Origin of the sequence: Streptosporangium roseum DSM 43021, assembly GCF_000024865.1 — a bacterium.
Taxonomy (GTDB): domain Bacteria; phylum Actinomycetota; class Actinomycetes; order Streptosporangiales; family Streptosporangiaceae; genus Streptosporangium; species Streptosporangium roseum.
On record NC_013595.1, the window covers coordinates 5,753,094 to 5,779,155 of the forward strand.

Sequence of the window (26,062 nt, forward strand, 5' to 3'; positions counted from 1 at the left end):
TTCATGAAAGGTCGAAATGTGCTCCATGGCCACCGCGCCGAGCGTTTCGGCGGAAAAAAATATCGAACGCGCGCCGGCCGTACTGGCCTGCGGCGAGCACCGCGCGGCGCGCGCTGTCACCGACATCGAGGACGAAACCAGTCTCAGCAACGTGACAGCTCACCGCATTGTGCGTGCTCTCTGCAGCGGCGGGCTGCCGGCGCAGGACGTCGCCCCGGCCCTCCTCCCGCACTGTCCTCTACAGCCTGTAGAGTATGCGCGGTATTCAGGGAAGAAGGGGTGGGGCATGCTGCGCTGGTTCCGGATCGTGGCGGTGGCCGAGGCGTGCTCGTGGGCGGGCCTGCTGGTCGGGATGTTCTTCAAGTACGTGACCGCGGCCGGGGATCTCGGTGTGAAGGTGTTCGGGCCCATCCACGGGGCGATGTTCGTGCTTTACGCGCTCGGAGTGATGCTCTCCGCGCGGGAGGCGGGCTGGAGCAGGGGCGCAGTGGTGCTGGGCCTGGCGTGCGCGGTGCCGCCCTTCACCTCGCTGTGGTTCGAACGGCGCATGGCGGCGCGCACAGCGGCCACGCAACCCGCCTGACCCGAGCCGCTCCCTCACCAACCTGACGCAGGGCCAAGCGGCGTGCGGAGCGTTTGTCAGCGCGGGCCCGCGACCCCGATGGCATGCCGGATCGTCGCCGGGTCCTGAAGGACGTCGAGGATCGCGCGGGCGAGGTCTGGCCGGGTCATGCTGCCCGGCACGTTGGCCTCCGTGGCGGCGCGGTAGCGGCCGGTGGCGGGCTTGCCGGTGAGGTACGGGGGGCGCAGCACGGTCCAGTCGGCCGTGCCGGCGGCCAGCGTCCCTTCCATCCGGTCGAGGTCGGCGTAGACGTCGCGATAGATCCTCCGGATCAGGGGCCGGACGGTGAGCCGGAACCAGATCGGCTCACCCGCGCCCGTGCGCAACACCGGCTGGGCGCTGAGGGCGACCACCCGCCCGACACCGGTCGCCGCCATCGCCTCGAGGATCGCGCTGATCGCGGCCGAGCACACGGGCGTGGTGTCCGTGCGTCCGCGCGGGCCAAGGACAGACACCGCGGCGTCGTGACCGTCCAGGGTGGGCTTGAGCGAAACGGCGTCGAAAATGTCCGCCACGACGATATCCAGGGCCGGATGGTCGATCGGCAGGCGGGCCGGGTCACGTACGACGGCTGTCACCTCATGTCCGGCATCCAGCGCCTGCCGGACGAGGTGGCGGCCGGTGCCGCCGGTGGCACCGAAAACGGTCAATCGCATGTGAACTCCATAGCTTGAACAGACAATTCCCTCTGATAACCGTGCGCGATCTCGCTGAGCAGGCCGAACTCGCGCACGGCCCTCCGCTCCGCCTCCACGCGGCCGAGCCCACGCCGTTCCAGGGCCTCCGTCGCATCGAGCAGGCCGTCACGCGCCTCGGCAAGGAGATCGCGCTTCGCATGAGACGGACCCTTCAGCATGCGGTACAGGCGGTCCACGTAGTCGTCGATGACGCTCGTCCCTGCCGCGACCTTCCCGGCCCTGGCCGCTCCTGCCGTCACCTCGCCGCCAGCCGCCGGAGCCCGGCGAACTCAAGCCCGGCGTAAACGGCGACCACCAGCGCTCCGACCAGCATGAAGGCGACCCCGAAACCGGTCAGCGGTATCACGTCCGCGAACGCCAGGACCAGCAGCGCCACACACGACAGCGCGTTGCCCGCGACGACGAACGCCACGTGCCGCACAAGAATCCGCGGATAGCCGGCGATGAGGCCGAGCGCGGCAGCCCCGCCCAGCATGGCCACGCCGAACGGAACGGACCAGGCGGTCGGCAGGCCGAGCGGGCCGCTGAGTGACCGGGCGGCGGCGAGTACGACCACGCCGAAGACGGCGGTGCTCCACCCGTCGATCCGCAGGATGGTGCGCAGCGGGTCCGAGGTGTCGATCTCTGGGCGCCGGGCGGTCCCGGTCGGCGTGCTCATACAGGTCTCCTTCGTCGTGAGCGGTCCCTGACCGGAAAGACCATGTCACCGTTGTGGTTACGAGCTCAATAACCAGTGGGGTCATGGCGTCGCCCACCTGGTTGTGGCCTACCCTCCTCGGCATGGATGTGGAACAGCCTTCCCGTGTGGGAACCCTGCTGCGGGAGTGGCGACAGCGTCGCAGGCTCAGCCAGCTCGATCTCGCCAATCTGGCCGACACCTCGGCGCGCCACCTGTCCTACATGGAGAACGGCCGCGCCCGTCCGAGCCGGAGGATGCTGCTGCGTCTGTCAGTCGCCCTCGACGTGCCCCTGCGCGAGCGCAACACCCTGCTGCTGGCCGCCGACTACGCCCCCGCCTACCGGGAAAGCAGCCTCGACGACGACTACATGGCCTCGATCCGCTCGGCGCTGGAGACCATGCTGACGGCCCATGAGCCGTACCCCGCCGTCGTGGTCGACCGCCTCTGGAACGTGCTGCAGGGCAACCGCGCCATGGGCGTGCTCATGGACGGCATCCCGCCGCACCTGCTGGAGCCACGGCCGAACGTGTTCCGGCTGGCCCTGCACCCCGACGGGCTGGCCGCGCGGCTGGCCAACCTGGGGGAGGTGAGGGAGCTCTTCCTCGAACGGCTGTCACACCAGGTCAACGCCACCGGGGACACCGAGCTCCACGCGCTCTACGAGGAGGTGTCGCGCTACCCCACTTCGGAAGACACCCCAGCCGCCCTGCCCTCGCGACACCGGCAGAGCCCGATCCAGGTGCCCTTGAGAATCCGCACCCCGTTCGGCGAGCTGGCGATGTTCAGCACCATGGCCACCTTCGGCGCTCCGGCCGATGTGACGCTGTCGGAGCTGGCGATCGAGCTCTTCTATCCCCTCGACGACTTCACCGCCAACGCCCTGCGCGCCCTGCCGCGTGACGGCGCTTGAGCCGGTCGTTCTCGTACGGCGTGGGCTCTGCGCGGACATCTCGGCGCCGCCGGCGGGGCCGAGGGCGACGGGATCGAGCGGCTCGCCGAGCGTGCGAAGGGGCGCACGTCGACCCGCCGGCTCACGGCTCCGTCCCGGGCGGCTGCTCGGCGCGCTCGTAGGTGCCGGCGTTCGTGTCCAGGCCCCCGAAGGTGGCCTCCAGCTCAGCCAGGTAGGCGGCGGCGGCGGTGAAGATCCCTTGTTCGATCGCCGGGAGGCCCTTGGCCATTGCGGCGCCGTACATGTCATTGCCGAGGGTGGCCCTGTCCCGGTCGAAGGCCTGCCGAAGCTCCCGCTCCACCTCGGCCATATGCTCGTGACGCTCTCTGTAGACGGCGCTTTCCCGCCGCAGGGACTGCCAGCCGACGGAGTAGCCGTCCGTGCTCATCTCGCCCCCGGCCGTGTCAGGAAACCGCCGGGGACCGCGTGGCCGCCGGCTGTCGCCGTCAGCTCGTCGAGCCTGCCGCAGGTGTCGACGGCCTGGACCCGGTGCCGGTCGTGCTCCTCGGCCGGCGCGTCGAGAGCCGCCGGAAACTCGTGTGCCACGCTGATCCACATTACACAGCCCGCCAGCCACAAAGATCTCGTTCATCGCTTGCGCCGCTGCCCGCCGGTGCGGTCGCGGGCTCAGCGCCCGGCAAGGGTCATGTGCGCCTGACCGTACCGGGTGCGTCGGCCGCCGCGTCGGCATAGCGGCGGGCCAGGCGCGCGAAGGCATCCCTGAGCTCGGCCGGGCCGACGACCTCGATGTCGGCGTCGAACCCGCCGATGGCGGCGGCCAGACCAGGCCATGACCATGAGCCCAGAACGAGCCGGCAACGATTCGGGCCGAGCTCCTCGACGATCCCGTCACGGGTGTGGCGGGACACGGCGGCGGCGGGCAGGTCCAGGATCACCTCGCCGCGGCAGGGCCAGTCACCAGAGCCGTCGGAACCCCGGAACCTGCCGGCCACGAAAGCTGCCACCTCACCTCCGGGCAGCTCGCGCGGGGTGAAGCGAGGCCCTGCGGGAGTGCGCGGGATGATCCGGTCGGCACGGAAGATACGCCAGTCCTCGCGATCGAGGTCCCAGGCGACGAGATACCAGCGCCCACCCCGGGTGACGAGATGATGGGGCTGCACCCGGCGCGACGGGGTCTGCACACCGTTGTCGTCCACCCCCGGCGGGGATGCGGGGGTGTAGTCGAAGCGCAGCACCTCTCGGGCGTGGACGGCGGCGCTGAGCGCCATGAGCACGCTGCTGTCGACCTGCGGATCCGGTCGGATCGCGGACCGCTCGACAGCGGTGACCTGAAGGGCGTCGATCCGGTGGCGCAGCCGCGCGGGCATGACCTGCCGGACGGTGTTCAGCGCACGCGCCGCGGCTTCCTCGATCCCGGCACCGGTGGTGGCGGCGGTCTGGAGTGCGACGGCCAGAGCGACGGCCTGCTCATCGTCGAACAGCAACGGAGGCAGCTCCGTACCGGCGTCGAGCCGGTATCCCCCGTCAGGCCCCTTGAAGGCCACTATGGGATAGCCGAGCTCGCGCAGGCGGTCGACATCACGGCGCACAGTGCGCGGGCTGATGTCCAGCCGCTCGGCCAGCAGCGCCCCCGGCCAGTCCCGGCGCGCCTGAAGCAGCGAGAGCAACGAGAGCAGTCGCGCTGAGGTCTTCGGCATGACGCCATATTGCCCTGAGAAGAGGACACAACCTGACCGCTTCCCCTGCGATTGTCATCTCGCACCCGAGAACAACCGGAAGGACCTGAAGGCGATGACCGCCACCACCGACACCGCGACATCCCCCACCCTCGACGCCGAACGGGCCGATCTGCTCGACCAGCTCGGGGCCGCGCGATCCGCCCTGCTCACCACCGTGCGCGGGCTCAGCGACGACCAGGCGGGCGAGCGCCCGACAGTCAGCGCGCTGTGCTTGGGCGGCCTGGTCAAGCACGTCGCATCCATGGAGGAGAACTGGCTGCGGTTCGCGGTCGAGGGCCCCTCCGCCATGCGCTACGACCTGCCCGAGGGCGTGACCTGGGAGGACTTCGCGGCAGGCACCGCCCGCGAGTACCCCCAGTGGGCGATCGACCACCAGAACGACTTCCAGATGCTGCCCGGCGAGACACTGACCGGCATCCTCCAGCAGTATGAGCGGGTCGCCGCCCGGACCGCCGAGATCATCGCCGCGCTCCCCGACCTGTCGGCCACCCACCCGCTGCCGGAAGCACCGTGGAACGAGCCGGGAGCGGTGCGCAGTGTCCGCCGCGTGCTGACGCACCTCATCGCCGAGACCGCCCAGCACGCCGGGCACGCGGACATCCTGCGAGAGACGCTCGACGGAGCCTGACCCGATGACCACCCTCGGCACCCGGGCGCTCAACCGCGCGACACTCGCCCGGCAACTGCTGCTCGACCGCGCCACCACCCCGGTCCTCGACGCCGTCGCGCACCTGTGCGGCCTGCAGGCGCAGGAACCGCAGGAACCGTTCACCGGGCTCTGGTCACGGCTGCACGCGTTCGACCCGGCGGCACTGAACGACCTGCTGACCGGGCGAAGCGTGGTGCGGACCCACCTCATGCGCCGCACCGTCCACCTCCTCACCGCCGACGACACCCTGGCCTGGCGGGCCCGCCACGACACCATGCTGCGCCAGCGAGTGCTGGGCACCTACCGCCGCGAACTCGACGGGATAGACCTCGACGAACTCGCCACAGCGGCCCGCGCCGTGCTGGCCGACGACGAACCCCGCTCGATGACCGAGATCGCGCGGGTACTCGCCGACCGCTGGCCCGCGCCGGGCCCGAGGGCGCTGGGCGAGATGGTGATGGCCGCCCTCGTCCCAGTGGTACAGCTACCGCCCCGCGGGCTGTGGCGCGTGAAGTCGGGGGTACGCAACACCCCGCTCTCGCGCTGGCTGGGCCGCGAGATCGACCCGCCCGCCCCGCAGCGGACCGACCCGGTCGGCGAAGCGCTGGTACGCCGCTACCTGGCCGCGTTCGGCCCCGCGGCCTCAGCCGACCTGCGCGCCTGGTCCGGCCTCACCGGACTGCCGGCCGCGGTGGCCGCCGTCCGCGAAGAACTGGTCACCTTCCGCGACGAGCGCGGCCGCGAACTGCTCGACCTGCCCGACGCGCCGCGCCCCGACCCCGACACACCCGCCCCGGTGCGGTTCCTGCCGGCGTTCGACAACGCGATCCTCGGCTACCACGACCGCAGCCGGATCATCGACGACGCCCACCGCGGCCTGTCCGTCGCCGGCGCTCGCGTCGTGCTGGTGGACGGCCGGGCCGCCGCGACCTGGACCGTCGGCACGGGCACCGTGGTCGTCACCCCGCTGCGCGGCTTCACCAGAGCCGAGCACACCGCCGTCACCGAGGAGGGCCGGAGCCTGGCGTCGTTCCTGTCCGACAACGACAGCGACCGTGTACAGATCACCACCTCTTCCCCCTGAGCGACACACCCGCGAACCGCTTCCCCTATGGAGTGCCCGTGCTGCGGACACACCCCGCAGCACGGCAACGAACGCTTCCGGCAGCGCCGCGACCTGACAGCCCTCCGGTTCGGCGCACCCCCACAGCGCCCGGCACCGCACACGCCGCCAACCGCACGCCGACACCGCAGATACGCGGTAGATCGTCACCGAGCGCACAAACGCACGACCCGGATCCGATGTTCCTCACCTCCCACGTACAAGCGATGAGGGATGCCACCTGCTACCGAGACCCTGTCCGGGCGGGGATCAGCTGTACTTGCCGATCGTCTTGTCGATCCAGCTCGCGTAGGCAGCCACACTGCTGTAGAGACCCGGGCCGCCCGTACAGCTCGGGGACGGAGCACCGGGACCCGACGTGGCTCCGATGAGTTCCCACCGCCCGCCCCTGCCACGCTGGATCTGCGGCCCGCCGGAGTCCCCGTTGCACGCCATGGCCTTCGGCACCCGGCTGACCGTGCACAGCCGGGTCCTCCCCGCGTAGCCCGGGGCGCACTCGGCGACGGCCCCCCTGCGGGTCTCGAGTTGCTGGAGCCGGTCCGGGAACACCCATTTGTCGATGTCGGGCGATTCGACGACGGTGCCGAACCCCAGCAGCCGGGTCGGGGTACCGGGCCGCCCGGGCCGTTCGGCGATCCGGATGGGCTTCTCGCTGACCGGCCGGTCCAGGCGGATCAGCGCGACGTCGTTCCGGTTGGGCCTCTTGCCCTCACCCTGGGCGTAGCCCGGGTGGGTCACCGTCCGCACGACGGAACGGACCGTGCCCCCGGACTTCCGCCGCTCGCTGCCGATACGCACGGTGCCGTCAGGCTTCACCAGCGTCGGATCGACGCAGTGGGCCGCCGTCAGCACCCACTGCGGGTGGATCAGGGACGCCCCGCAGACACCCTTGGCCGGCGAGCCCGGGATCGACAGCGGGAACGTCGCCATGAACGGATATCGCTCCGTCGAATCCTTCCCGTTGACGATCGCTTCGGCGCTGCCTGTCATCATGGTGGCGCACACCACGCCGGTCAGGGCGACGGCGACGGCACACGCCGCACCGCGGCGCACAGGCTTCAGGCTGAACATAGAGGTGTTCCTTCGATCGGAAATCGGGACGCGTCCAGCCTGGACGTTCACGTCCCGCCGATCGATCCGGGCAGCAGGCCGGTGCAAGGTAGGGAAACCCCCCGGCCTCGGGGAGCCGGCTACCCCATCACGCGTTGCGGTTCCTGGGTGAGAGTGGAGCAGCGGGCGTAGTCGGTGCGGGGGGGCGTCCGGCGCGGCGGCGGGGACGGGCGCGCCGGGTCGCCAGGACCGGCCGGGACTGCGGTCGGCGGGGGTGGGCACGCGCGGCGGCTTGGCCAGTCGGGGGACCTTGGCGAAGCGCCCCTTTGCGCCGGCCTGCCTCCTTGGTCTACGGCCGTCCTGGCGACCTCGTCGAGTCTGCGGGGGCGTGCTCCCAGCGTTCGGCGAGGAGGGCGGGAGTGGGTGCGGTCCCGGGCAATTGGGGGCGGCCGGAGCGCAGGCCGTCGAGAGCGATGGCGATCGTGCGCTTTCGGGCGTTGTGGGCTGCGTCGATCAGGTCGGTACGGCCCTGCCTGTCGAGTTGTTCGATCAGGGGGGACTTGCCGAGTTGTTCGATCAGTAGCGAGATGTCCATGGCCGTGGCGTCCGATCTGAGCACTCCGGCGGCGTGCGCGCGGGTCACCAGGTCTCGCATCAGCTCGTCGGACCTGGTGAACTTGGCCGCCATCTCGTCGGTGACGGCGATCGTGCCGGCCAGCGGCCCGAGGGAGCCGCCGCTGAACTCGATGCAGGCGCCGATGTAGTGAGCGAGCCCTTCCCATGGGTCGTCGTGCTTCAGGCCGCGTTCGGCGGCCTGGATCCACTGGTCGAGCGACAGCGCGCACAGGTGCTGGAAGAGCTCGTCCTTGGAGCGGTAGCGGCGGTAGAGGCTGGCGATGCCGACTCCGGCGCGTGCGGCGATCGTCGCCACCGATGCATGCGCTCCGTCCACAGCCAGGACCTTCTTGGCGGCCTCCAGGAGGGCCTGGTCGTTGCGTTCGGCTTCTGCGTGCCGGGGAGCTCTGCGGGCCATGCGCTCACTGTAGCCGCTTTGCGAAGCGATTCACTCCGTTATAGATTCTCTCAAACGAAGCGAATCTATCCGTTTGGAGGAGTGTCATGCGGGCTGTGGTGATGGAAGAGTTCGGAGGGCCGGAGGTCCTGCGGATACGGCACGTCGAAGATCCCGTGCCAGGGCCGGGGCAGGTGCTCGTCGCGGTGGCGTACGCGAGTATCACGTTCGTCGAGACGCAGGTGCGCTCGGGCAACGGGCCGTTCGGCAGACCTGTGTTGCCCCGCATACCCGGCAATGGCGTGGGCGGTCGCATCGTCGCCGTCGGACCGGACGTGGACCCGGCCCTGATGGGGACGGTCGTGGTCACCACCACCGGCGGCGAGGGCGGTTACGCCGAGCTGGCGCTGGCTCGGGCACAGGATGCGGTTCCGGTTCCCGCGGGTCTGGAGCTCACCGACGCGGTCGCGCTGCTGGCCGATGGGCGTACGGCTCTGCTGCTGTACCGGCAGGCGCAGATCCGGCCGTCGGAGCGGGTCCTCGTGGAGGCTGCGGGAGGGGGCGTCGGCAGCCTGCTGGTGCAACTCGCCGCCGCCGCGGATGCCCACGTGATCGGCGCCGCCGGAGGCGTCGGCAAGGCCGGGCTGGTCACCTCGCTGGGCGCGGCCGCTTATGTCGACTACTCCCGGCCTGACTGGCTGGATCGGGTGGCGGAGGCGACCGGCGGCGCCGGACTCGATCTCGTCTTCGACGGGGTCGGTGGCCGGATCGGCACCGAGGCGATCGCAGCGCTACGCGAAGGCGGACGCGTGAGCATCTACGGAATGGCCAGCGGCGCCGACGCCGAACTCGACGAAGGCGCACTCCGGGCACGCTCCATCGGCGTCATCGGCCTCACCGCCGCACCGAACCCCGCCCAGACCCGCGCTCTCATCGTCGACGCGCTGAACCTCGCCGCCGACGGGAAGCTGCGACCAGTCATCGGCCAGACCTTCCCGCTCGAGGTGGCAGCCGCCGCGCACCGAGCGATCGAGTCCCGGACCACCACCGGCAAGACCCTGCTCATCCCCGCCGACCATGTGCGCGGCTGAGATCGGAGCCCACATGGCTCACAAGCCCCCTGCCAGAGCCGGAGTCCGGGAGTGGACCGCCTTGGCGGTCTTGGGTGTTCCCGCCGTGCTGGTCATGATGAACATGTCCGTGCTCTATCTGGCGCTGCCAAGCCTGAGCGCCGATCTGGAGCCCGACGGCCCTCAACTGCTGTGGATCACCGACATCTACGGCTTCATGGTTGCCGGATCGCTGGTCACGATGGGCACGCTCGGCGACCGTCTCGGGCACCGCAGGATCCTGCTGGTCGGCGCCGTCGCGTTCACCGGCGCATCCGTTATCGCCGCATATACCCCCAGCGCCGGCCTGCTCATCGCAGCACGGGCGGTCCAGGGAGTCGCCGCCGCCGCTCTGGCGCCTTCCTCGCTGGCGCTGATCCGCACCCTGTTCGTCGACGTTCGGCAGCGCACCCTGGCCATCACGATCTGGATGATGGCTTTCATGGGCGGCGGTGCGCTCGGCCCGCTGGTCGGTGGTGTGCTGCTGGAGTACTTCTGGTGGGGGGCGGTGTTCCTGCTCGCCGTTCCGACTATGGCCCTGCTGCTGGTCACCGGCCCTTTCCTGATCCCTGAATCCCGCGCTTCGGCTTCGGGGCGACTGGATGCGGTCAGTGTGGTCCTGTCGCTGCTGACTCCTGTGACGATCGTGTTCGGCATCAAGGATCTCGCCGTCCACGGCTTTGCCCTGCCGTCCGCCGGTGTCCTGGTTGCGGGCCTGGGGATCGGCGCGGTCTTCGTACGCCGCCAGCGGCGGCTGTCCAATCCGCTCCTGGACCTGGGACTGTTCCGTATCCCCGCCTTCGCCGTATCCGTCACAGGCATGGTGCTGGTCGGCATCGTGCTGTTCGGGACCAGCCTGCTCACCTCGCAATACCTGCAACTGGTGCTCGGCCTCTCTCCGTTGAAGGCCGGCCTGTGGCAGCTGCCCACCGCGGTCACCGGTACCGTCGTGGCCCTGGTGGTCTCCGGCCTCACCGGCCGAATCCGCCCGGCCGTCCTCATGAGTGCCGGAGCCACGTTCGCCGTCATCGGTCCCATCCTGCTCACCCAGGTGGACAGAGACCCCGTCATCCTGGTGTCCGGCTCCGTTCTTCTCTTCGCCGGCCTGACCCCGTTCATGGCGCTGGGAACCAACCTGGTCCTCGGTGCGGCACCACCCGAACGCGCCGGGGCCGCCTCAGCGATCTCCGAGACCGGCGCCGAACTCGGCGGCGCGCTCGGCGTCGAGGCCGGACTTGATCCCGCCCAGGTAGGTGAACTTTTGACCGGCGACGCGTTCGCCGCTGAAGTCCGAGCCGACGAACGCCGCGCCGCCCAGAGGGGAATCCGAGGCGTGCCCGCACTCGTCATTGACGGAGCCCCGCCAGTCTCGGCCGTTCAGGAACCTGCCGCTCTGGCAAGCCTCCTCGAACGCGCGACACGCTTCTGAGGCTGCCGCCTGCCGCCTTCGCCACTTTGATCTGGCCACCGCCAGACCATCGAGATCGAACTCACCGAACCTGCCAACCCGTGACGCACGGGCGCACCGCACCACGACGATGGTCAGCGCACCACGCGGGCCATCGCCACGTTCTGCGCCAAGACCGCTCAGGGCATCAGCCCCAGCTCACGCAGTTGCGCGGCCCTCGGCGGCCGCCATCCCGCGGTGTCGAGCTTGGCCAGTTCCGCTTCCACGTCCACGTTGATGACGCCGAAGAAGTTGATGTTGTCGCTGTGGCCGGGCGAGATGTGGGAGAGGATCTCGCCCGGCACGTCCCGGCCCTGAGAGCGCGGCTCCAACACGGCCCGCCAACAGTCCTCCGTGGTCATCGCCAGCCGACGCCGTCACCGGCCGGCCGGTAGGCGCAGACCTCGGCGATGGCGGCGGGGTCCCAGTAGAACGGGCGGCATTCGAGCATGCGGCCGTCCCTGACGGTGATCAGCTGCAGGATCAGGGTGTCGACCTCCCGGCCGGTGGCTCGGGCGCGGAACCGCACCCGGTTACGCACCACGACGGTGTCGCCGTCGCCCCAGTGTTCCTGCTCCAGGAACTCCATCGACTCCCAGACCTCGCTGAACGCGGCCAGGAACCGCTCCATGCCCTCGCGCCCCCGCCACGTCCCCGTTCCCGTGAACGGCAGCCCGGGAGCCTGATGCAACACGACCTCGGGATCCAGGCACGCGGCGACCTCGTCATAGTCGGCCTTGCCGAACCCACCCGCGGCCACATACGCGGCCTCGGCGGCGTAGAACCTCTCCATCACCGCCCAGGCGTCATCCTGCGCGCGCCCGTCCGCACGCGATCCACCAGCCCGCCCCCCTGCCATATCCATCGTGTTCATGGCCTGAAGCCTCGCCCACACCCCAGCGCCACGCTGGCGGTAATCAGACCTCTCACCGCCTTGCCCGTCCCGAAACGCGGCGCGGCGACAACGGAGTGCGATGCGCCTGTGGAGGCCGTCGCCGGACATTCGAGTGGTCGGCGAGGCCGTCCTGAGAAGCTCGGTGGGGTCAGGTGACCTTCCCGCCCGCCGGCCCGGAAGACCCCGCGCACGCAGGACGGCCCCGCCGATCGCGCTCGAAAGGACTGGCTCTGTGTCGACCCAGGAAGCGTCCCCCCTCCCCCACCCCGCGCGGCTTCCCTCGCTGACCGGCCTTCGGTTCCTGGCGGCAGCCCTGGTGTTCCTGTTCCACAGCAGCATCGCGCAGGTGTTCAGCGCTCCGCCGCTGCGCTACGGCTTCCTCTTCGTCGCCGGCGGCGGAGGATTCGTGGGGGTCTCCTTCTTCTTCGTCCTGAGCGGATACGTTCTCACCTGGTCGTCGCGTCCGGGGAGCAGGCCGGCGGGGTTCTGGCGAAGGCGCTTCGTCAAGATCTTCCCCAACCATGTCGTGACGTTCGTCATCGCGCTTGTCCTGATCAGCTGGGCGGGAGAGTCCAGCGGTCTGTGGCAGAGCGTGACCAACCTTCTCCTGCTGCACGCCTGGATCCCCGAATACTCCTACATGGTCAGCGTCAACGCCGTGAGCTGGTCGCTCTCGGCGGAGGCCCTGTTCTACCTCGCCTTCCCGCTGCTGAGCACGGTGGTCGGCCGGATCAGGCCGGGCCGCCTGTGGTGGTGGGCGGGGGCGGCGATCGTGGGGGTGGTGCTGGCGCCGCCGGCCGTCCAGGCGCTGCTGCCGGACCAGCCGCAGTGGTCATGGGGGCCGGCCTCCTTCACCCAGATCTGGTCCGTCTACGCCTTCCCCCCCGTGCGGCTCCTGGAGTTCGCCCTGGGCATGCTGCTCGCGCGGATCGTGCTGACCGGCCGGTGGATCCGCCTTCCCCTGCCGGCGGCCTTCCTTCTGGTGCTGGCCGGCTACGGGGCCTCGCTGTTCGCCCCGTTCCTCTACCGGTTCGCGGCATGCACCGTGATTCCCCTGGCGCTGCTGATCCCGGCCGCCGCCGCCGCAGACGTCCAGGGCCGCAGGACGGTGCTGAACACCCGGGTGATGGTCTGGCTCGGCGAGATCTCCTTCGCCTTCTACCTGGTGCACGGGCTGGTACTCGCCTACGGACATCGGGCGTTCGGCCCGCCGACGAACGCGTTCTCCTCCGGGCCGGCCTGGAGCACCCCGGTCGGGCTGGGCTTCCTGCTGGCCTGCTTCACGGTCGCGGTCCTGCTCTCCTGGGCCCTGCACGTCCTGGTCGAGCGCCCCGCGATGCGCCGCTGGGCGAGCCGGTCCGCCGCACCGGCCCCTGCGCCGGCACCGGACGACGGATCCCAGGTGCTGCCGGAGGGCGTCATCGGGCCGCGGGCGGGGAGCCGGCCGGAGGGCGACGGCAGCGCGGCCGACGCCTGAGGTCGCGGCGGGAAGGTCGGTTCCGGGCTGGAAACCGGACGGGGTCGTCCGCCGGCGTCGCCCCGCCCAGCCGGGTCGTCTTCCGCTCAGCCCGGCAGGGTGAGCCGCCACCGGGTGAGCCAGGCGTCGAGCTTCAGGGCCAGTTCCAGCTCGGTACGGCTGAGCGCCGGCCCCTGGGACGGGTCCTCGCGCAGGCGGTCCACCACGGACGCGTCGAGCAGCGGCAGAACCGGCCCGCCGGGAGCCAGCTCGCCGACCTTCGCCCGCAGGATCCGGTCGTATCCCCGGTCGTGCGTCATCGGGTACCCGGACTTGCGGCGCTCCAGCACGGAAGCCGGGAGCAGGCCGGCCGCGGCCGCGCGCAGCACGCTCTTCTCCGAGCCGTCGAAGTTCTTGACGCCCCACGGGATGTTCAGCGCGTACTCCACCAGCCGGTGGTCGCAGAAGGGCATCCTGACGTCGAATCCGCAGCCGGCGCTCAGCCGGTGGGCGCGGTCGAGCTGCTCGGGCAGGAAGCGGGTGACGAAAAGGTAGCCGACCTCCCTCATCCGCCGCTCCCGGGGGTCCTCATCCGGCGGGGCGGGCAGCTCCGCCAGGGCCTCGCGGTAGTGCTCGGCGCGGAAGTCCGGCACCGCCAGGTCCTTCATCGCCGGCGCGAAGAGGGTGCCGACCAGCTCGTCGGTCGTCGGCGTCCAGGGGAAGTCGGGCGCGTCGGCCCACCGGGGGTGGTGGAACCAGGGGAACCCCCCGAAGAGTTCGTCCGCTCCCTCGCCGCTGAGCACCGTGTCCAGCCTGCCCTGGACCGCCCGGTAGAGCAGGATCATCGACGGTTCGATGTCGGCGAACAGCCGGGGCTGGTCCAGCGCGGCCACCAGGGCGTTCCAGACGTCGGGGGCGGTGAGGTCGCCGGTGGTCAGCACCACGTCGGTATGGTCGGATCCGAGATGGGCTGTCATCTCACGGACATAGGGGCTGTCCGGTGCCGGCCGGACGATGTGCGGCCGGAAGTTCTCCTCGTAGCCCTGGTAGTCGACCGAGAACGTGGCCAGGCGCTCTTCCCGCCGCCCGGCGAGCAGCGCCGCGAGCGTGCTGGAGTCCAGCCCGCCCGACATCAGGCTGCCGGCCCGGCCGGCGGAGGCCGTCTGCTCGCCGACGGCGTCCGCCAGCAGCTCACGGACCCGTGCGACGGTGGTCGCGGTGTCGTCGCGGTGCTCGGCCGCCGACAGCGCCCAGTAGCGGCGTTCGGTCCTGCCTCCGGAGGAGAACCGGACCGCGTGGCCCGGACGCACCTCGCGGACGTCCCGGTAGACGGTCCGGCCTGGGACGGTGATCCCGGAGAGCACGATGCGCAGGCCGTCCTCGTCGAGCGCCGGGCGTGCCGCCGGATGTGCCAGGACGGCCTCCGGCCGCGAGGCGAAGACCACGCCGGTGTCGAGTTCCAGATAGTAGAGCGGTCGGGTGCCCAGCCGGTCCCGGACCAGCGTCAGCGCGGCGTCCTGAGGCTCCCAGAGGGCGAAGGCGTACGAGCCGCGCAGGTGCTCGGTGAAGCGGACGCCGAGCACCCGGTAGGCGTGCAGCACCGCCGCCGCGTCGCCCTCGCCGTCCGGGCGGCCTGGCAGGCCGCGCAGCTCCGCACGGTTGTCGCAGGCACCCCCGAACGCGATGACCGCCGGGCCGCGCGCGCCACGCGCGTCGAGCGGTGCCCGGCCGGCCATGCCGTGCGAACGGGCGCCGCCCAGGCCGAGGGCGCCCCCGGGCCCCGCCCACAGCCGCGGGGCGCCGCCCTCCCCCGCGGCCAGGGCCCGGGTCATCTCGGTGACCACGGCGCCTGCCGTGGCGGGCTGGCGTTCGAAGTCCACCCAACCGGCGATCTCCGACATAGGGCCTGGCCTCCTGGGTCTGCGTCAACGGGGAGAGGGCGCCGGCGAGCGCTCAGGACGCCTTGCGCCCGGGCCGGACACGTCCTTGGAGCAGCGCTCCGGCCAGCCGGCCGAGTGCCTTCGGGGTGGTGAGCCGCTCGACCCTCGCCCCGTTGCGCCGGGCGGACAGGATGCGGTCGGCCATCCAGGGCGCGACGACGTCCAGCGGGTCGGAGAGCACCTCGTAGTACAGCTGCTGGCGGCGGCCACGGAGGTCGGCGCGCAGGTCGTTCTCGGCGACGAGTTCGGTGACCACCATGCCCGGTGAGAGCAGCCCGGCCCGGACCGGTGTTCCCCTGGTTTCGAGCACCAGGGTGTCGTGCACATAAGCCAGCGCCCTTTTTGTCGATCCATAGAGCGCCATTCCACGGGAAATTCGACCGTTACTACCGAACCCGACCATATTCCATAGAAAACCTCCGCCGCGGGTGAGCATCCGCTCGGCGGCCACGGCACTGCCGTTGACGGCCCCGATCATGTTGACCTCCACGACCTTCCGGATATCGGATTCGGGGACGTCCCACAGCAGCCGCGGCGCGAGCGCGACACCGGCGTTGTTGATCCAGTGGTCGATCCGGCCGAACTCCTTTTCGGCCTTCTCCCAGAGCTGCTCCAGATCCGGCCGGCAGGTGACGTCGGCCCGCACGCCCAGCACTCCGGGGCCGAGCGCGCCGGCAGCCGACCGCGCCGCCTCTTCGGAACGTCCGCAGATCACGACCCTGCAACCGCGGGCGACGAACGCGCGGGCGAGACCTTGCCCGATGCCTCGGGTACCGCCGGTGATCACGATCGCTGTCATGCCGCTCATTGTCACCGGCGCGGCACCATCGCAGCTCGAGAACCGGTAGAGAGCCCGGCCGGAACCGTTCCGGGCGGATCCATAAACCAGAAATCATGTCGGGCTCCAGATGAACTGGAGCGCCTGCCATTTGACTCGGGGAAAAAGCCGCAGTCAAAAAGGAGAGGGACACACCGATGACCACTGAGGACCCCGCGAATTTCCCGTTCACATTTCCCCCCGGCATCGCGCAGCCCCCCGAACTCGCCCGCCTGCGCGAGGAGGCGCCCGTCACCCGGGTCACCTTGCCGACCGGCGACCGCGCCTGGCTGGTCACGCGTTACGAGGACGTCAAACAGGTGCTCGGAGACCCGCGCTTCAGCCGGGCGGCGGCGGAGCTGCCCGGCGCACCGCAGATGGGCGCCTCGAACCCCGGCCCCGACGTCCTGCTCGGCATGGACGGGCCCGAGCACGCCCGGCTGCGCCGTACCGCCACGAGGCACTTCACCGCACGCCGGGTGGAGGCCCTGCGGCCGTGGACCCGGCTGCTGGCCGAGCGGCTCATGGACGACCTGATCTCCGCCGGTCCTCCCGCGGACATGGTCTCCCGGTTCGCCCTCCCCCTGCCGCTCCGGCTGGTGCTCGCCCTGCTGGGCGTCCCCGACGAGGACAGCGCGCGGCTGTGCGCGCTGACCGACACGGCCTTCAGCATGACCAGGCACACCCCGCAGGAGATCCTCGACGCGCGAGGCCGCCTCGAGTCGTACATGGCGGAGATGATCGGCATCCGGCGCCGGCGGCCCACCGACGACCTGCTCGGCGCCCTGGTCGCCGAGCGCGACAAGGAGGACCGCCTCACCGAGCAGCAGCTCATCAGCTTCGCCTTCCTCCTGGTCACCGCCGGCTACCTGAGCACCAGCAACGCGATCGCGTCCGGCTTCCTGACCCTGCTGGCCCATCCCGACCAGCTCGACCGCCTGCGCGGTGACCCTGAACTGATCTCCTCCGCCGCCGAGGAACTGCTGCGCGTCAACCCCTCGGCGATCACCGGCGCCCTGCTGCGGGTGGCCCTGGAGGACGTCGAGCTGGGCGGCGTCGGCATCCGCGCCGGCGAGGGGGTGCTTCCGGCGATCGGCTCGGCCAACCACGACGCGCTGCTCTTCCCCGATCCCGAGCGGCTGGACATAGTCCGGGAGGACGCTTCCCACCTCGCCTTCGGGTACGGGGTCCACCGGTGCCTGGGGGCGCACATGGCCCGGATGGAGCTCCAGGTCGCCCTCGCCGTGCTCCTCGAGCGGCTGCCGGCGGCCCGGCTCGCCGTCCCCGAGCAGGAGCTGGTGTGGAAGGACCATCCCGTCTCACGCGGCCTGGTCGCCCTGCCGGTCACCTGGTGATCCGACGTTCCGGTGGACCCGCCGGCGGCACGAGCGCCATGGACGGCCGGTCCGGGCTCACCTGCGACGGCGGAGGGCGGCGGCGAGGCCGCCGAGGTGTTCCGAGACGGGGCCCAGGGTGAGCAGGCCGCTGCCCGCCCCCGCCAGCTCCGCGGCCGCGGGGGTGAGCTCGGTGCGGGCGCGCTCCATCGTCTCCCGGTCGCCGACGGCGACGGCGGCCCGCGCGGCGAGGCACCACATGGCTTCGAACAGCAGGTCGCGGGGCGGGTCCGGGGCCTGGCGCAGCGCCGCGGCGGCCTCATCACGGCGGTCTCGGGCCAGCAGCACCAAGGGGCGGGCCCATGGCTCGTAGGGGCCCCAGTCGGTGTGCTCGTCGGCTTGGGCGGGCCGTGCGTGCCGCAGGCGCAGGCACAGCAGCGCGAGCGGCAGCACGCCACGCCGCAGTCCGGGCATGCCGGCGCCGTCCAGCCGCGCGGCGGCGTCCCGGTAGGCCGCCTCCACCTCGGCCTCCGGTGCCCGCCCTGTCGCGGCGAGCCGCAGCGCCCGGTACCACTGGGCGAACACCCCCGCCAGCGGCAGCTCGTGGCGCTCGGCCAGGTGTTCGGCGGCGGCCGCGTGCCCGTCGGCCGCCGGGAAGTCCGCAAGCGCGCTGCGGGCCTGCAGGCGGATGAGGTGCCCGAGCACCTCGAAGGTGACCAGGCCGTGCCGGGCGGACAGGGCGACCAGCTCGGCGCCGATCTCGTCCCGGCGCGGCGCCAGGCCCGCCCGGTGGAAGGTCTGCATGAACACGCCGTTGAGGGCGAAGGCCAGCAGCCCGGGATCGTCCAGGCCGCGGGCGATCTCCTCTGCCTGCCGGGCGGCCTGGGGCCCGCGCTCCGCGCGGGTGCCGCGTGACTCCAGGGCGATCGTGGCCAGCAGGCGGGCCCGTGCCGCCTGGTGCGCGCCGGGCGGGAGGGCGGCCAGGGTGCGTTCGGCCGCCGCCACGATCTGTGCCGCCTGCTCCGGGTCGTCCGAGCGGGTCCAGATCGCCGGGACGTCGTAGGCGCCGATCACGCGGGCGGTCAGTTGCGCGTCGCCCATCTCCTGCGCCGCCGTGACAGCCGCCACGCGGTGGCGGCGGGCCGCCTCCAGGCCGCCTCCGCCGGTCACCGCGAGATCACGCAGCAGGCCCACCGTCGACTCCAGGCGGGCCCGGGCACCGGGCGGCACGGCGCGGTCGTAGGCGGCGGCCGCCTGCGCCCACACCCGGTCCGCCGCCCCGGCCGCGGTGGCTGCGGGGTCGAGGTGGCCGGCGTGGTTGAGGATGTCGGTCTCCAGGCGGCGCAGTCCCGGGCCCGGATCCACCCCCAGCTGCTCGACCAGGAGCGTTCGTGCCCGGCGCAGCACCGCCAGCGCGTCGCCCTGGCGGCCGGCGCGGTACAGCGCGAGGGCCAGCAGACGCCAGGCGTCCTCACGCCAGGGGTGCTCGGTCACGTGCGCGTCCAGATCCGGCACCGCCTCGGCCGCCAGGCCCAGGGTCAGGCGGGCATCGGCCCGGCGCTCCACCGCCTGCAGCCGCAGCTCCGCCAGGCGGGAGCGCTCCGTACGGGCCCAGGCCTCGTCGGCGAACTCGGCGTAGGCGGGCCCGCGCCACCACCCCAGCGCCTCCTCCAGCCGTGCGAGCGCGTCTGCGGGGGGCAGCGTCGCGGCGGCGGACACCGCCTGCTCGAAGCGCCAGGAGTCCACCGCGCCCGGCTCCGCGCGCAGCGCGTACCCCGGCCCCTCGGTGACCAGCAGCCGGGCCGCGGTGCGGGGCGGGCGCCGGGGCTCCAGCGCCCGGCGCAGCGCGGCCACGAAGGTGCGTACCGCGCCCACCGCGCCCGGAGGCGGATCCGCCCACAGGTCCTCGGCCAGGAGGGTGACCGGGACGACGCGGCGGCGGGCGACGATCAGACGGGCCAGCACCGCGCGGTGCCGCGGCCCCTTCAAGGCGATGGCGTCCCCGTCGCCGTCCCAGGCCGCCACCGGCCCCAGCACCCCGAACACGACCCGCACCCCTTGACCGCCCTTTCCGGGGCATCACCCCCGGCCACGATATAGCGCGCTCATCGGATGCTCATCCACGCCAGGCAGGCTGAAGACACCTGCTCACCCAGCGAAAGGGCACAACCATGACCCCTGCCATCCCAGGTTTCGACTACCGGCGCGTCCTCGTCGCCGACGGCGTGTCCCTGAACGCGGCCGTGGCGGGCTCGGGCACGCCGATCGTGCTGCTGCACGGCTTCCCGCAGACCCACCTGATGTGGCGGCACGTCGCCGCCGACCTCGCGGCCGACCACACTGTGATCTGCCCCGACCTGCGCGGCTACGGCGCCAGCGACAAACCCGCCGAGACCGGCGGCACCGCCTACGCCAAGCGCACCATGGCCGCCGACATCGTCGCCCTGGCCCGCGCGCTGGGGCATGAGCGCTTCGCGCTGGCCGGGCACGACCGCGGCGCCCTGGTCGCCTTCCGCGCCGGACTCGACCACCCTGAGACGATCACCCACCTGGCCTGCCTCGACGTGCTGCCGACCCTGGACATGTGGGAGGTGATGCGCGGCACCAGCGCCGCCATCGGCTTCCACCTCTACCTGATGGCCCAGCCCCCTGGCCTGCCCGAGCAGATGATCGCCGCCAGTCCGGACGCCTTCTTCGGCCACTTCCTCGACCTCTGGGCCAACGACCCGCGGGCCGTCCCCGCCGACGTCCGCGCCGCCTACCTGGACGCCTGCCGCGGCGCGGTGCCCTCGATCGTGGCCGACTACCGCGCCTCCGCCGGCGTCGACGTCGACCACGACCAGGCCGACCGGGACGCCGGTCGCCGGCTGCGGATGCCGGTCACCGTGCTCCAGCAGGACTGGGGCGCCGCCCTCGGCTTCGACGCGGCGGCGCTGTGGAACACCTGGGCACCCGACCTGCGGCACGGCACCGTCACCTGCGGTCACTTCATGGCCGAGGAAGCCCCCGCCGACATCGTCAAGGCGCTCCGGGACCTGCTCGCCCGCTGAACGGCCGAGCCGGCGCCGACGGCCGGGGCCTGTCGATCCGCTCGGGTGAGGGCCACAAGTCATGTGCCTCCCCGCGGCGCGGGGATCACATCGGGTCGCCGAGCCGGGGCTTCTCATGCGGGGCGCCCTTGAGCTCATGGAAACCCGGGGTGCCGGCCACCAGCAGCGTCCCGTCCCACAGGCGTCCGGCCTGCTCCCCCGTGGGAGCCCGGGAGATGACCGGGCCGAAGAACACCACGCGCTCGCCGCCGGCGCCGGTGACGGCGACCACCGGGGTACCGACATGATCGCCGATCAGGCCGATGCCCTCGGCGTGCGAGGCGCGCACCGCCTCGTCGTAGGCCGTCGAGGCCCCCGCCTCGGCCAGTTCGAGCGGCAGCCCGGCGGCGGCCAGCGCGTCATGAAGGGAGCCCATCCAGTCGTGGTCGCCGCGATCGCGCCCGGAGGTCCACATCGCGGTGTACAGCCGGCCGAGCGCCTCCTGGCCGTACTCCTGCCGCACGGCGGCGCAGACGCGCACGGGCACCCACAGATAACCCTCGGGATCGCCTTCGGGATCGTCGTCGCGGCCCTCGTTGAGCACCGACAGGCTCATCACCCGCCAGCGCACCTCGACGGGCCGGACCTTCTCCACCTCCAGCAGCCACCGGGAGGTGACCCAGGTGTACGGGCAGGAGGGGTCGAACCAGAAGTCCGCGATCGTCTTCTCCGTCATCACCGGCTCCTCACGATCGTCGTCTGCGGTCCTGACCGGACAATGTGCCGGCTCCACCGAGCCGCACGCCATTCTCACCGGTCACGCGGGCGCCGGGAAGATCCCTCCGGGGGCCTTCCCGTCTTGATCACCGCGAGGGCGCCGGCGGAGGCCGTCGCGATCCCCAGGGCGACCGACAACCCGGACGCCAGTCCGTAGTAGCCCAGCCACCCGGCGCTCCACGCGTAGAAAGGCGTCATTATCGCGTAGTAGACGATGACCGCGGTGGCCGTACCGATCACCCATACCCGGCGCGGTGTTCCGCCCCGTGCGGCGCTCACGATCACGCCGATCGCGCCGGCGGGCACCAACGCCATGGCCCAGAGCACGGCGATCGGGTTGAACAAGGCCGGTGAGGTCACCCCCGAGCAGAACAACCCGGCTCCCACCCACGACGTCAGCGCGGCCACGGCGAAGCCGGGCCTCCGCACGCCGCACCCGAGTGCCACCAGTCCCGCCGCGAGGGCCGCCAGCAGGGCCGCCGTGGAGATCGATTCGTCGTATCTCCACGGTGCCGTCAGTGGCACCGCGCCGGAGGCGTCGAACCCCTTCTCCGTCCAGCCCAGCCGGCGCCAGACACCGGAGACGTCCCGCAGGGCGATCCCGTCCGCGCCGTTGGCGACGACCACCACATACCCGCCGGGGAGCTTCTGGACCGCGACCGCCAAGGACGCGACGGCCTCGGCGTCCTCGGACCGTTCAGGTGCGTACGCTCTCACCAGCCGATCCTGGTCCTGAGGAGAGATCTCCCACGCCGTCACCCACCGGCCGTTCCTGGACTCCTCGACCTTGAGCCTGGTGGCGACGGTCCGGTAGCAGTGGTCCGGCCGACCGGGCACGCAGGCCGACGTCCTCGGGAGGGAAGGCGCCGCAAGGTCCGAGCTCGACCACGTATTCCCGGCGTCGCCGGAGACGAACGCCGTCCCGGCGGCCCCCCACGCCCAGCCTCCGCGGGTCGCTACGACGATCATGCCGTCGACCACGTCGACGGCATGGGCGCTGTAGGGCCTGAAGGAATCCGTCTGGCCGGTCGCCGCCACGGCCAGCACGGTGAGGGGGATCACGATTACGGCCCGTGCCAGCCGTACGGCTCGCGCGTCAGGGTGGTTGCAGGCCCACCAGGCGGCGTAGAGGGCGGGCAGGGCGATGAGGTCGGTGGGGTCGGCCAGAACTCGGGAGGGCCCCCAGACGAGGGTCCAGGCCTGGGAGGCGAGAGCCGCGCCCTCGGCGGTGGTCTTGACCAGGGTGAACGCCACGCCGGTGAGCAGGATGGCCAGCCAGGGGCGGCGGATGAGCAGGTTGAGCAGGGGCGGGGCGACGATCAGGCCGACGACGTCGCTGAGCTTCCCGGTCACCACGCCGGGCCACAGCGGCTTGAAGAGGTGGTCGTTGAGCAGCAGGACCACCACGGAGATGACGGTCAGGGGGTGACCGGTCCAGGCCAGTGCCGAATTCCTCATACCTGGAGAGATGCGGCGGGATCACAGGTCGTTCGCCCCGATCCGCGTTCGTGATCGACCTGCCGCCGGGCGGTGACGTACCGGCTTCTCCCCGCCGCGTCGCCGGGCCGCGACCGGTAGCCGCCCGGGGAGACCGGCGCCTCGGTCACGGTCAGTGCAGGCGGGCTCTCGTCATCGTCCGCGGACTCGACTCCGGCCCGGAGGCGCTGCTCGTGTCCCGCGCCGACCTACGCCTCGCAGTTGGGCTCGGACTCGCCGGCGCAGGTGTCGAAGTCGGGTCCGCCGTCGGTGATGTCGTTGCCGCCGTTGCCGGACAGGAAGTCGTCGCCACTGCCTCCGACGAGGACGTCACGGCCGGAACCGCCGGAAAGGCGGTCGGAACCGGCCGATCCGAAGATCTCGGCGAACAGGGAGGTGGTGTTGCGCACGGTGTCGTTGCCACCCCTGACGTTGACCGTGATGGTCGTGACGCCCGCGCAGGAGACCGCGCCGGGCCCCTGCTGGACGCATCCGGCGCCGGCGGTCACCGAGTGGATGCCGGAGGTCACGGTGACCTTGCCGTTGAGGACGTTGATGTCGATGCTGTCGTCACCGGTCGTCCCCACGACGGACATGTTCTGAAACGAGCCCACCGTGACGGTGGCTCCGGCCGCGTGAGCGGGGGCCGCCAGGACGGCGGTGGTGGCCAGGCCGGCCGCGGTCAGGGTCAGGGCGGTGATGTGGCGGCGCATACGCGACATACCAGGGATCCTTTCTGGTCTGCGAATCTCGGACGGTTCCCAGGTAAGCGGCCGCCAGGGGAATCGTCTGCGTAATTGTGCGCACACGAGGTGTGACTTTTCCGCCGCCCTCCGTCTCACGGCCGGCCGCATCCGGGCACCTCGCCTTTCACCGCCATCCAGGCCTCCGACGAAGGACGGCGGGGACGGCCCGGCAACCTCCGAGGGCCCGCGTTATCGATAGAGAGCGACGGCGTCTGCGACGCGGCCGAGGAACGGGCGCCCGAAGGCCGACGCGCCGTCGACGGCGATCACGGCGAGGTAGCCGAAAAGCCGCCACAGCTCGCGCCGTTGCCGAAACCCCTCGTCGATCGGCACGAGGTCCTGGTACCCGTCGAACAGATCCCTCGGCACCGGGGCGAAGTAGTCGACCAGGGCCAGGTCGATCTCGGGGTGCCCGAAGTAGGGGGCGGTGTCGAGGAGGACCGCGCCGGTCGCGGTGGTCAGGAAGTTGTTCTGCTGCGCGTCGCCGTGCAGCAGTGAAGGCTGCGGCTCCGGCCCGCACAACGAGGGCAGCCGCTCGACGAGCCGCTCGACGTCAGCGGCCCGCTCCGCGGGGAGCCGGCCGGAGTCGACCGCCGACCGCAGGAGCGGGATCAGGCGGCGTTCGGCGTAGAAGTCGGCCCATCGATCCGAGGTCACGGGCCGGTTGTCCTGCCGCAGCGGGCCGAAGAAGCCGTCGAACCGCTCCAGCCCGAACCGCTCGCCGTGAACCTGGTGCGCAACGGCCAGGGCACGGCCGATGGAGCGCCACTGGTCAGCCGAGCGGGCCTCGGCGGGAACCTCGGGCAGCGCCTCCAGCAGCAGCAACGAACCGGCTCCGAGGCGGCGCACCCCCTCGGCGACAGGCCGGGGCGTCGCCACCGACGCCCGCCGCCGCAGGAGGTCGAGGCCCTGGAGTTCCGCCGTGAACTGCTCCTCCCCCTCCGCCGCGGTGTCGAGCTTGACGAACACGGAGAACGGCTCACCGTGGAAGATTCCACACGGGTGGGAGGCGCGGTCGTTCAGGTCGGTGAACCCTGAGGACACCCACAATCCCGCGAGATGGGCGGAGGCCGCCCGCTCGATCTCGCGGACGACCGATGCTTGCTCAAGTGGATGCGCAGCCGACACCACACAGATCATACGGGGCCGAACACGACAGGCGGCAGGCCTGCCCCGAGGCCGTCGAGCACGCCCACGCCGGCCTAGCCGCGCTCCGGTCGAGTACCGCTCGACCCCGCCGGCACGGATCACTTCCGGCCAGGCCGTCCTTCCCATATCCGCCCGTTTTTCGGCCGGTATCACGGCGCCCTCTACTGCCGCTTCGCGGGCGAGGAGACGCGCGACTACCGCCGGCCTGTTCCCGCCCCCTCCGGCTCTCCCCTCAGGGTGCGCCGGAGATCTCGAACCGGCCCGCTGTCGCCGCCGGCCGTTCGGCTGCCGCTCGAGCCCGTGACCGTGGTGGGGCTTCGCGGGCGGGCGACCCCGTGGAATCTTGCGTGTTCTGTGCCGTACACCATAAGTTACTCTTCGGTAGTTTCGTGGTCGAGACACCCGTCACCGACGTCAGGAAGGCGCACGGCATGTTCGACGGCTCGCCCGCCGCAGACGTGGCCGCCGCCTCGCAGCCGCCGGAGGGACGGGCGCCGGTCACGAGCCACGGCCGTGACCGCCGTCCCCCTGCCCACCCCGCCCGAGGAGCCCTCATGCCCACACTCGACCGCCAGGACGACGTCTTCGTCCTCGACCTCGGGGACACCGAGAACCGCTTCCACCCCGACTGGATCGCCTCCGTCAACGCCGCCCTCGATGAGGTGGAGAAGGCGGAAGGACCCCGCGCCCTGGTGACCGCCGCCACGGGGAAGTTCTACTCCAACGGCCTGGACCTGGACTGGCTGTTCGCCCACGCCGACCAGCACCAGGACTACGTCGTATCCGTCCACGAGCTCCTGGCGCGGATGCTGTCCCTGCCGTTCGTCACCGTGGCCGCCCTGCAAGGACACACCTTCGCGGCCGGCGCCATGTTCTCCCTGGCCCACGACTTCCGCGTGATCCGCGCCGACCGCGGCTACTGGTGCCTGCCCGAAGCCGACATCGACATCCCCTTCACCCCGGGCATGTCCGCCCTCATCCAGGCCCGGCTGACCCCGCAGACCGCGCACGAGGCCATGACCACCGCCCGCCGCTACGGCGGCCACGACGCCCTGGCCGCCGCCATCGTCGACCGCGCGGTGGATGAGGAGGCGGTACGCCAGGCCGCGGTGGAGATCGCCCGGCCCCAGGCGGGCAAGGCCGGCCCCACTCTCGCCACCATCAAGGCCCGCATGTACGCCCCCGCCCTGGCCGCCCTGCGCGACAGGGACACCCCCCTCGGCTGACAGCCGGCGAGGCAGTCGATCCTGATGCGCGCCCCGGCCGCCCCGCGTCGCCCCGTCCCGGACCGACGGACGCACCACCCGGCCGCAGGCTCCCAAGGCCCTGCCCGCCGGCGGCCAGGGCTTCGATCGTGGGGCGACCGCAGGCAGGCATCACGGGCGCCCGTTTGTGCCCGCAGGA

At 71.7% G+C, this 26,062-nt stretch carries 27 protein-coding genes; 10 read left to right on the forward strand and 17 right to left on the reverse strand.

Going from position 1 to position 26,062, the window contains the following annotated elements; genetic code table 11:
• The first annotated feature begins 25 nt into the window (after nt 1–25).
• Complete coding sequence (locus tag SROS_RS52345; RefSeq protein WP_218919697.1) at nt 26–583, forward strand: DUF3817 domain-containing protein; 558 nt, start codon at nt 26–28, stop codon at nt 581–583.
• A 56-nt stretch (nt 584–639) separates the two neighbouring features.
• Here the strand turns inward: SROS_RS52345 and SROS_RS25255 are convergent, their stop codons facing one another.
• The 3 genes from SROS_RS25255 to SROS_RS25265 are packed head-to-tail and all read right to left on the reverse strand — an operon-like array spanning nt 640 to nt 1,978.
• Nucleotides 640–1,278 carry an NAD(P)-dependent oxidoreductase gene (locus SROS_RS25255; RefSeq protein WP_012891744.1) on the reverse strand — a complete coding sequence of 213 codons (639 nt, stop codon included), beginning with the start codon at nt 1,276–1,278 and terminating at the stop codon, nt 640–642.
• Nucleotides 1,269–1,559, reverse strand: a complete 291-nt coding sequence (locus tag SROS_RS25260; protein WP_012891745.1) for a permease prefix domain 1-containing protein — start codon at nt 1,557–1,559, stop codon at nt 1,269–1,271. The genes SROS_RS25255 and SROS_RS25260 overlap by 10 nt, the downstream gene beginning before the upstream one ends.
• The gene (locus tag SROS_RS25265; RefSeq protein ID WP_012891746.1) at nt 1,556–1,978 is read right to left on the reverse strand and encodes a hypothetical protein; all 423 of its coding nucleotides are present in this window, start codon (nt 1,976–1,978) and stop codon (nt 1,556–1,558) included. The genes SROS_RS25260 and SROS_RS25265 overlap by 4 nt, the downstream gene beginning before the upstream one ends.
• Before the next feature lie 122 nt (nt 1,979–2,100).
• On the opposite strand from SROS_RS25265, the gene SROS_RS25270 reads away from it, so the two are divergent.
• On the forward strand, nt 2,101–2,910 hold the full coding sequence (locus SROS_RS25270; RefSeq protein WP_012891747.1) for a helix-turn-helix domain-containing protein: 810 nt from the start codon (nt 2,101–2,103) through the stop codon (nt 2,908–2,910).
• Between the two features lie 121 nt (nt 2,911–3,031).
• Here the strand turns inward: SROS_RS25270 and SROS_RS25275 are convergent, their stop codons facing one another.
• The 3 genes from SROS_RS25275 to SROS_RS25280 all read right to left on the reverse strand — a co-directional run bounded on the left by SROS_RS25275 (nt 3,032) and on the right by SROS_RS25280 (nt 4,607).
• The gene (locus SROS_RS25275) at nt 3,032–3,337 is read right to left on the reverse strand and encodes a hypothetical protein (RefSeq protein ID WP_012891748.1); all 306 of its coding nucleotides are present in this window, start codon (nt 3,335–3,337) and stop codon (nt 3,032–3,034) included.
• The gene (locus SROS_RS51185; RefSeq protein ID WP_169369380.1) at nt 3,334–3,495 is read right to left on the reverse strand and encodes a hypothetical protein; all 162 of its coding nucleotides are present in this window, start codon (nt 3,493–3,495) and stop codon (nt 3,334–3,336) included. The genes SROS_RS25275 and SROS_RS51185 overlap by 4 nt, the downstream gene beginning before the upstream one ends.
• A 98-nt stretch (nt 3,496–3,593) precedes the next feature.
• Nucleotides 3,594–4,607: a helix-turn-helix transcriptional regulator gene (locus SROS_RS25280; protein WP_012891750.1), complete on the reverse strand. Its 1,014-nt coding sequence runs from the start codon at nt 4,605–4,607 to the stop codon at nt 3,594–3,596.
• A gap of 94 nt (nt 4,608–4,701) precedes the next feature.
• On the opposite strand from SROS_RS25280, the gene SROS_RS25285 reads away from it, so the two are divergent.
• Nucleotides 4,702–5,277 (forward strand): DinB family protein, encoded by a 576-nt coding sequence (locus SROS_RS25285; protein WP_012891751.1) that lies wholly within the window; start codon nt 4,702–4,704, stop codon nt 5,275–5,277.
• 4 nt (nt 5,278–5,281) lie between these two features.
• Nucleotides 5,282–6,382: a winged helix DNA-binding domain-containing protein gene (locus SROS_RS25290; RefSeq protein ID WP_012891752.1), complete on the forward strand. Its 1,101-nt coding sequence runs from the start codon at nt 5,282–5,284 to the stop codon at nt 6,380–6,382.
• Nucleotides 6,383–6,670: 288 nt separating this feature from the next.
• Here the strand turns inward: SROS_RS25290 and SROS_RS25295 are convergent, their stop codons facing one another.
• Together SROS_RS25295 and SROS_RS25300 are read right to left on the reverse strand one after the other, a co-directional pair.
• A complete protein-coding gene (locus SROS_RS25295; protein WP_012891753.1) occupies nt 6,671–7,492 on the reverse strand; it encodes a S1 family peptidase in 822 nt (273 codons plus the stop codon).
• Between the two features lie 328 nt (nt 7,493–7,820).
• A complete protein-coding gene (locus tag SROS_RS25300) occupies nt 7,821–8,504 on the reverse strand; it encodes a TetR/AcrR family transcriptional regulator (RefSeq protein ID WP_012891754.1) in 684 nt (227 codons plus the stop codon).
• An 86-nt stretch (nt 8,505–8,590) separates the two neighbouring features.
• Between SROS_RS25300 and SROS_RS25305 the strand changes: the two genes are divergently transcribed.
• Together SROS_RS25305 and SROS_RS25310 are read left to right on the forward strand one after the other, a co-directional pair.
• On the forward strand, nt 8,591–9,574 hold the full coding sequence (locus SROS_RS25305; RefSeq protein WP_012891755.1) for a zinc-binding dehydrogenase: 984 nt from the start codon (nt 8,591–8,593) through the stop codon (nt 9,572–9,574).
• A 94-nt stretch (nt 9,575–9,668) separates the two neighbouring features.
• Nucleotides 9,669–11,021 carry an MFS transporter gene (locus SROS_RS25310; protein ID WP_245564765.1) on the forward strand — a complete coding sequence of 451 codons (1,353 nt, stop codon included), beginning with the start codon at nt 9,669–9,671 and terminating at the stop codon, nt 11,019–11,021.
• 158 nt (nt 11,022–11,179) lie between these two features.
• On the opposite strand, the gene SROS_RS25315 is transcribed toward SROS_RS25310, so the two are convergent.
• Both SROS_RS25315 and SROS_RS25320 read right to left on the reverse strand, forming a co-directional pair.
• Nucleotides 11,180–11,374 (reverse strand): hypothetical protein, encoded by a 195-nt coding sequence (locus tag SROS_RS25315; RefSeq protein WP_148269198.1) that lies wholly within the window; start codon nt 11,372–11,374, stop codon nt 11,180–11,182.
• 23 nt (nt 11,375–11,397) lie between these two features.
• Nucleotides 11,398–11,913, reverse strand: a complete 516-nt coding sequence (locus SROS_RS25320) for a nuclear transport factor 2 family protein (protein ID WP_012891758.1) — start codon at nt 11,911–11,913, stop codon at nt 11,398–11,400.
• Between the two features lie 253 nt (nt 11,914–12,166).
• On the opposite strand from SROS_RS25320, the gene SROS_RS25325 reads away from it, so the two are divergent.
• Nucleotides 12,167–13,411: an acyltransferase family protein gene (locus SROS_RS25325; RefSeq protein ID WP_012891759.1), complete on the forward strand. Its 1,245-nt coding sequence runs from the start codon at nt 12,167–12,169 to the stop codon at nt 13,409–13,411.
• A gap of 86 nt (nt 13,412–13,497) precedes the next feature.
• Here the strand turns inward: SROS_RS25325 and asnB are convergent, their stop codons facing one another.
• Both asnB and SROS_RS25335 read right to left on the reverse strand, forming a co-directional pair.
• Entirely contained in the window at nt 13,498–15,291 is a 1,794-nt protein-coding gene (gene asnB / locus SROS_RS25330) for an asparagine synthase (glutamine-hydrolyzing) (RefSeq protein ID WP_012891760.1), read from the reverse strand.
• 52 nt (nt 15,292–15,343) lie between these two features.
• Nucleotides 15,344–16,129 carry an SDR family oxidoreductase gene (locus SROS_RS25335; protein WP_052317039.1) on the reverse strand — a complete coding sequence of 262 codons (786 nt, stop codon included), beginning with the start codon at nt 16,127–16,129 and terminating at the stop codon, nt 15,344–15,346.
• Between the two features lie 176 nt (nt 16,130–16,305).
• On the opposite strand from SROS_RS25335, the gene SROS_RS25340 reads away from it, so the two are divergent.
• Nucleotides 16,306–17,502, forward strand: coding sequence for a cytochrome P450 (locus tag SROS_RS25340; protein ID WP_012891762.1), 1,197 nt, complete (start codon nt 16,306–16,308; stop codon nt 17,500–17,502).
• A gap of 57 nt (nt 17,503–17,559) precedes the next feature.
• On the opposite strand, the gene SROS_RS25345 is transcribed toward SROS_RS25340, so the two are convergent.
• Complete coding sequence (locus tag SROS_RS25345) at nt 17,560–19,536, reverse strand: AfsR/SARP family transcriptional regulator (RefSeq protein WP_043652914.1); 1,977 nt, start codon at nt 19,534–19,536, stop codon at nt 17,560–17,562.
• A gap of 116 nt (nt 19,537–19,652) precedes the next feature.
• Here SROS_RS25345 and SROS_RS25350 point away from each other — a divergent pair, with 116 nt between their 5' ends.
• Entirely contained in the window at nt 19,653–20,531 is an 879-nt protein-coding gene (locus SROS_RS25350; RefSeq protein ID WP_012891764.1) for an alpha/beta fold hydrolase, read from the forward strand.
• An 85-nt stretch (nt 20,532–20,616) separates the two neighbouring features.
• Here SROS_RS25350 and SROS_RS25355 read toward each other — a convergent pair whose 3' ends face one another.
• From SROS_RS25355 to SROS_RS25370, 4 genes are all read right to left on the reverse strand, one after another.
• On the reverse strand, nt 20,617–21,246 hold the full coding sequence (locus SROS_RS25355) for a mycothiol-dependent nitroreductase Rv2466c family protein (protein ID WP_012891765.1): 630 nt from the start codon (nt 21,244–21,246) through the stop codon (nt 20,617–20,619).
• A gap of 74 nt (nt 21,247–21,320) precedes the next feature.
• Nucleotides 21,321–22,745 carry a hypothetical protein gene (locus SROS_RS51715; RefSeq protein WP_012891766.1) on the reverse strand — a complete coding sequence of 475 codons (1,425 nt, stop codon included), beginning with the start codon at nt 22,743–22,745 and terminating at the stop codon, nt 21,321–21,323.
• 227 nt (nt 22,746–22,972) lie between these two features.
• Complete coding sequence (locus SROS_RS53960; protein WP_012891767.1) at nt 22,973–23,485, reverse strand: calcium-binding protein; 513 nt, start codon at nt 23,483–23,485, stop codon at nt 22,973–22,975.
• A gap of 213 nt (nt 23,486–23,698) precedes the next feature.
• On the reverse strand, nt 23,699–24,637 hold the full coding sequence (locus tag SROS_RS25370; protein ID WP_218919699.1) for a fructosamine kinase family protein: 939 nt from the start codon (nt 24,635–24,637) through the stop codon (nt 23,699–23,701).
• Between the two features lie 575 nt (nt 24,638–25,212).
• Here SROS_RS25370 and SROS_RS25375 point away from each other — a divergent pair.
• Complete coding sequence (locus SROS_RS25375; RefSeq protein ID WP_012891769.1) at nt 25,213–25,884, forward strand: enoyl-CoA hydratase-related protein; 672 nt, start codon at nt 25,213–25,215, stop codon at nt 25,882–25,884.
• Nucleotides 25,885–26,062 lie beyond the last annotated feature (178 nt).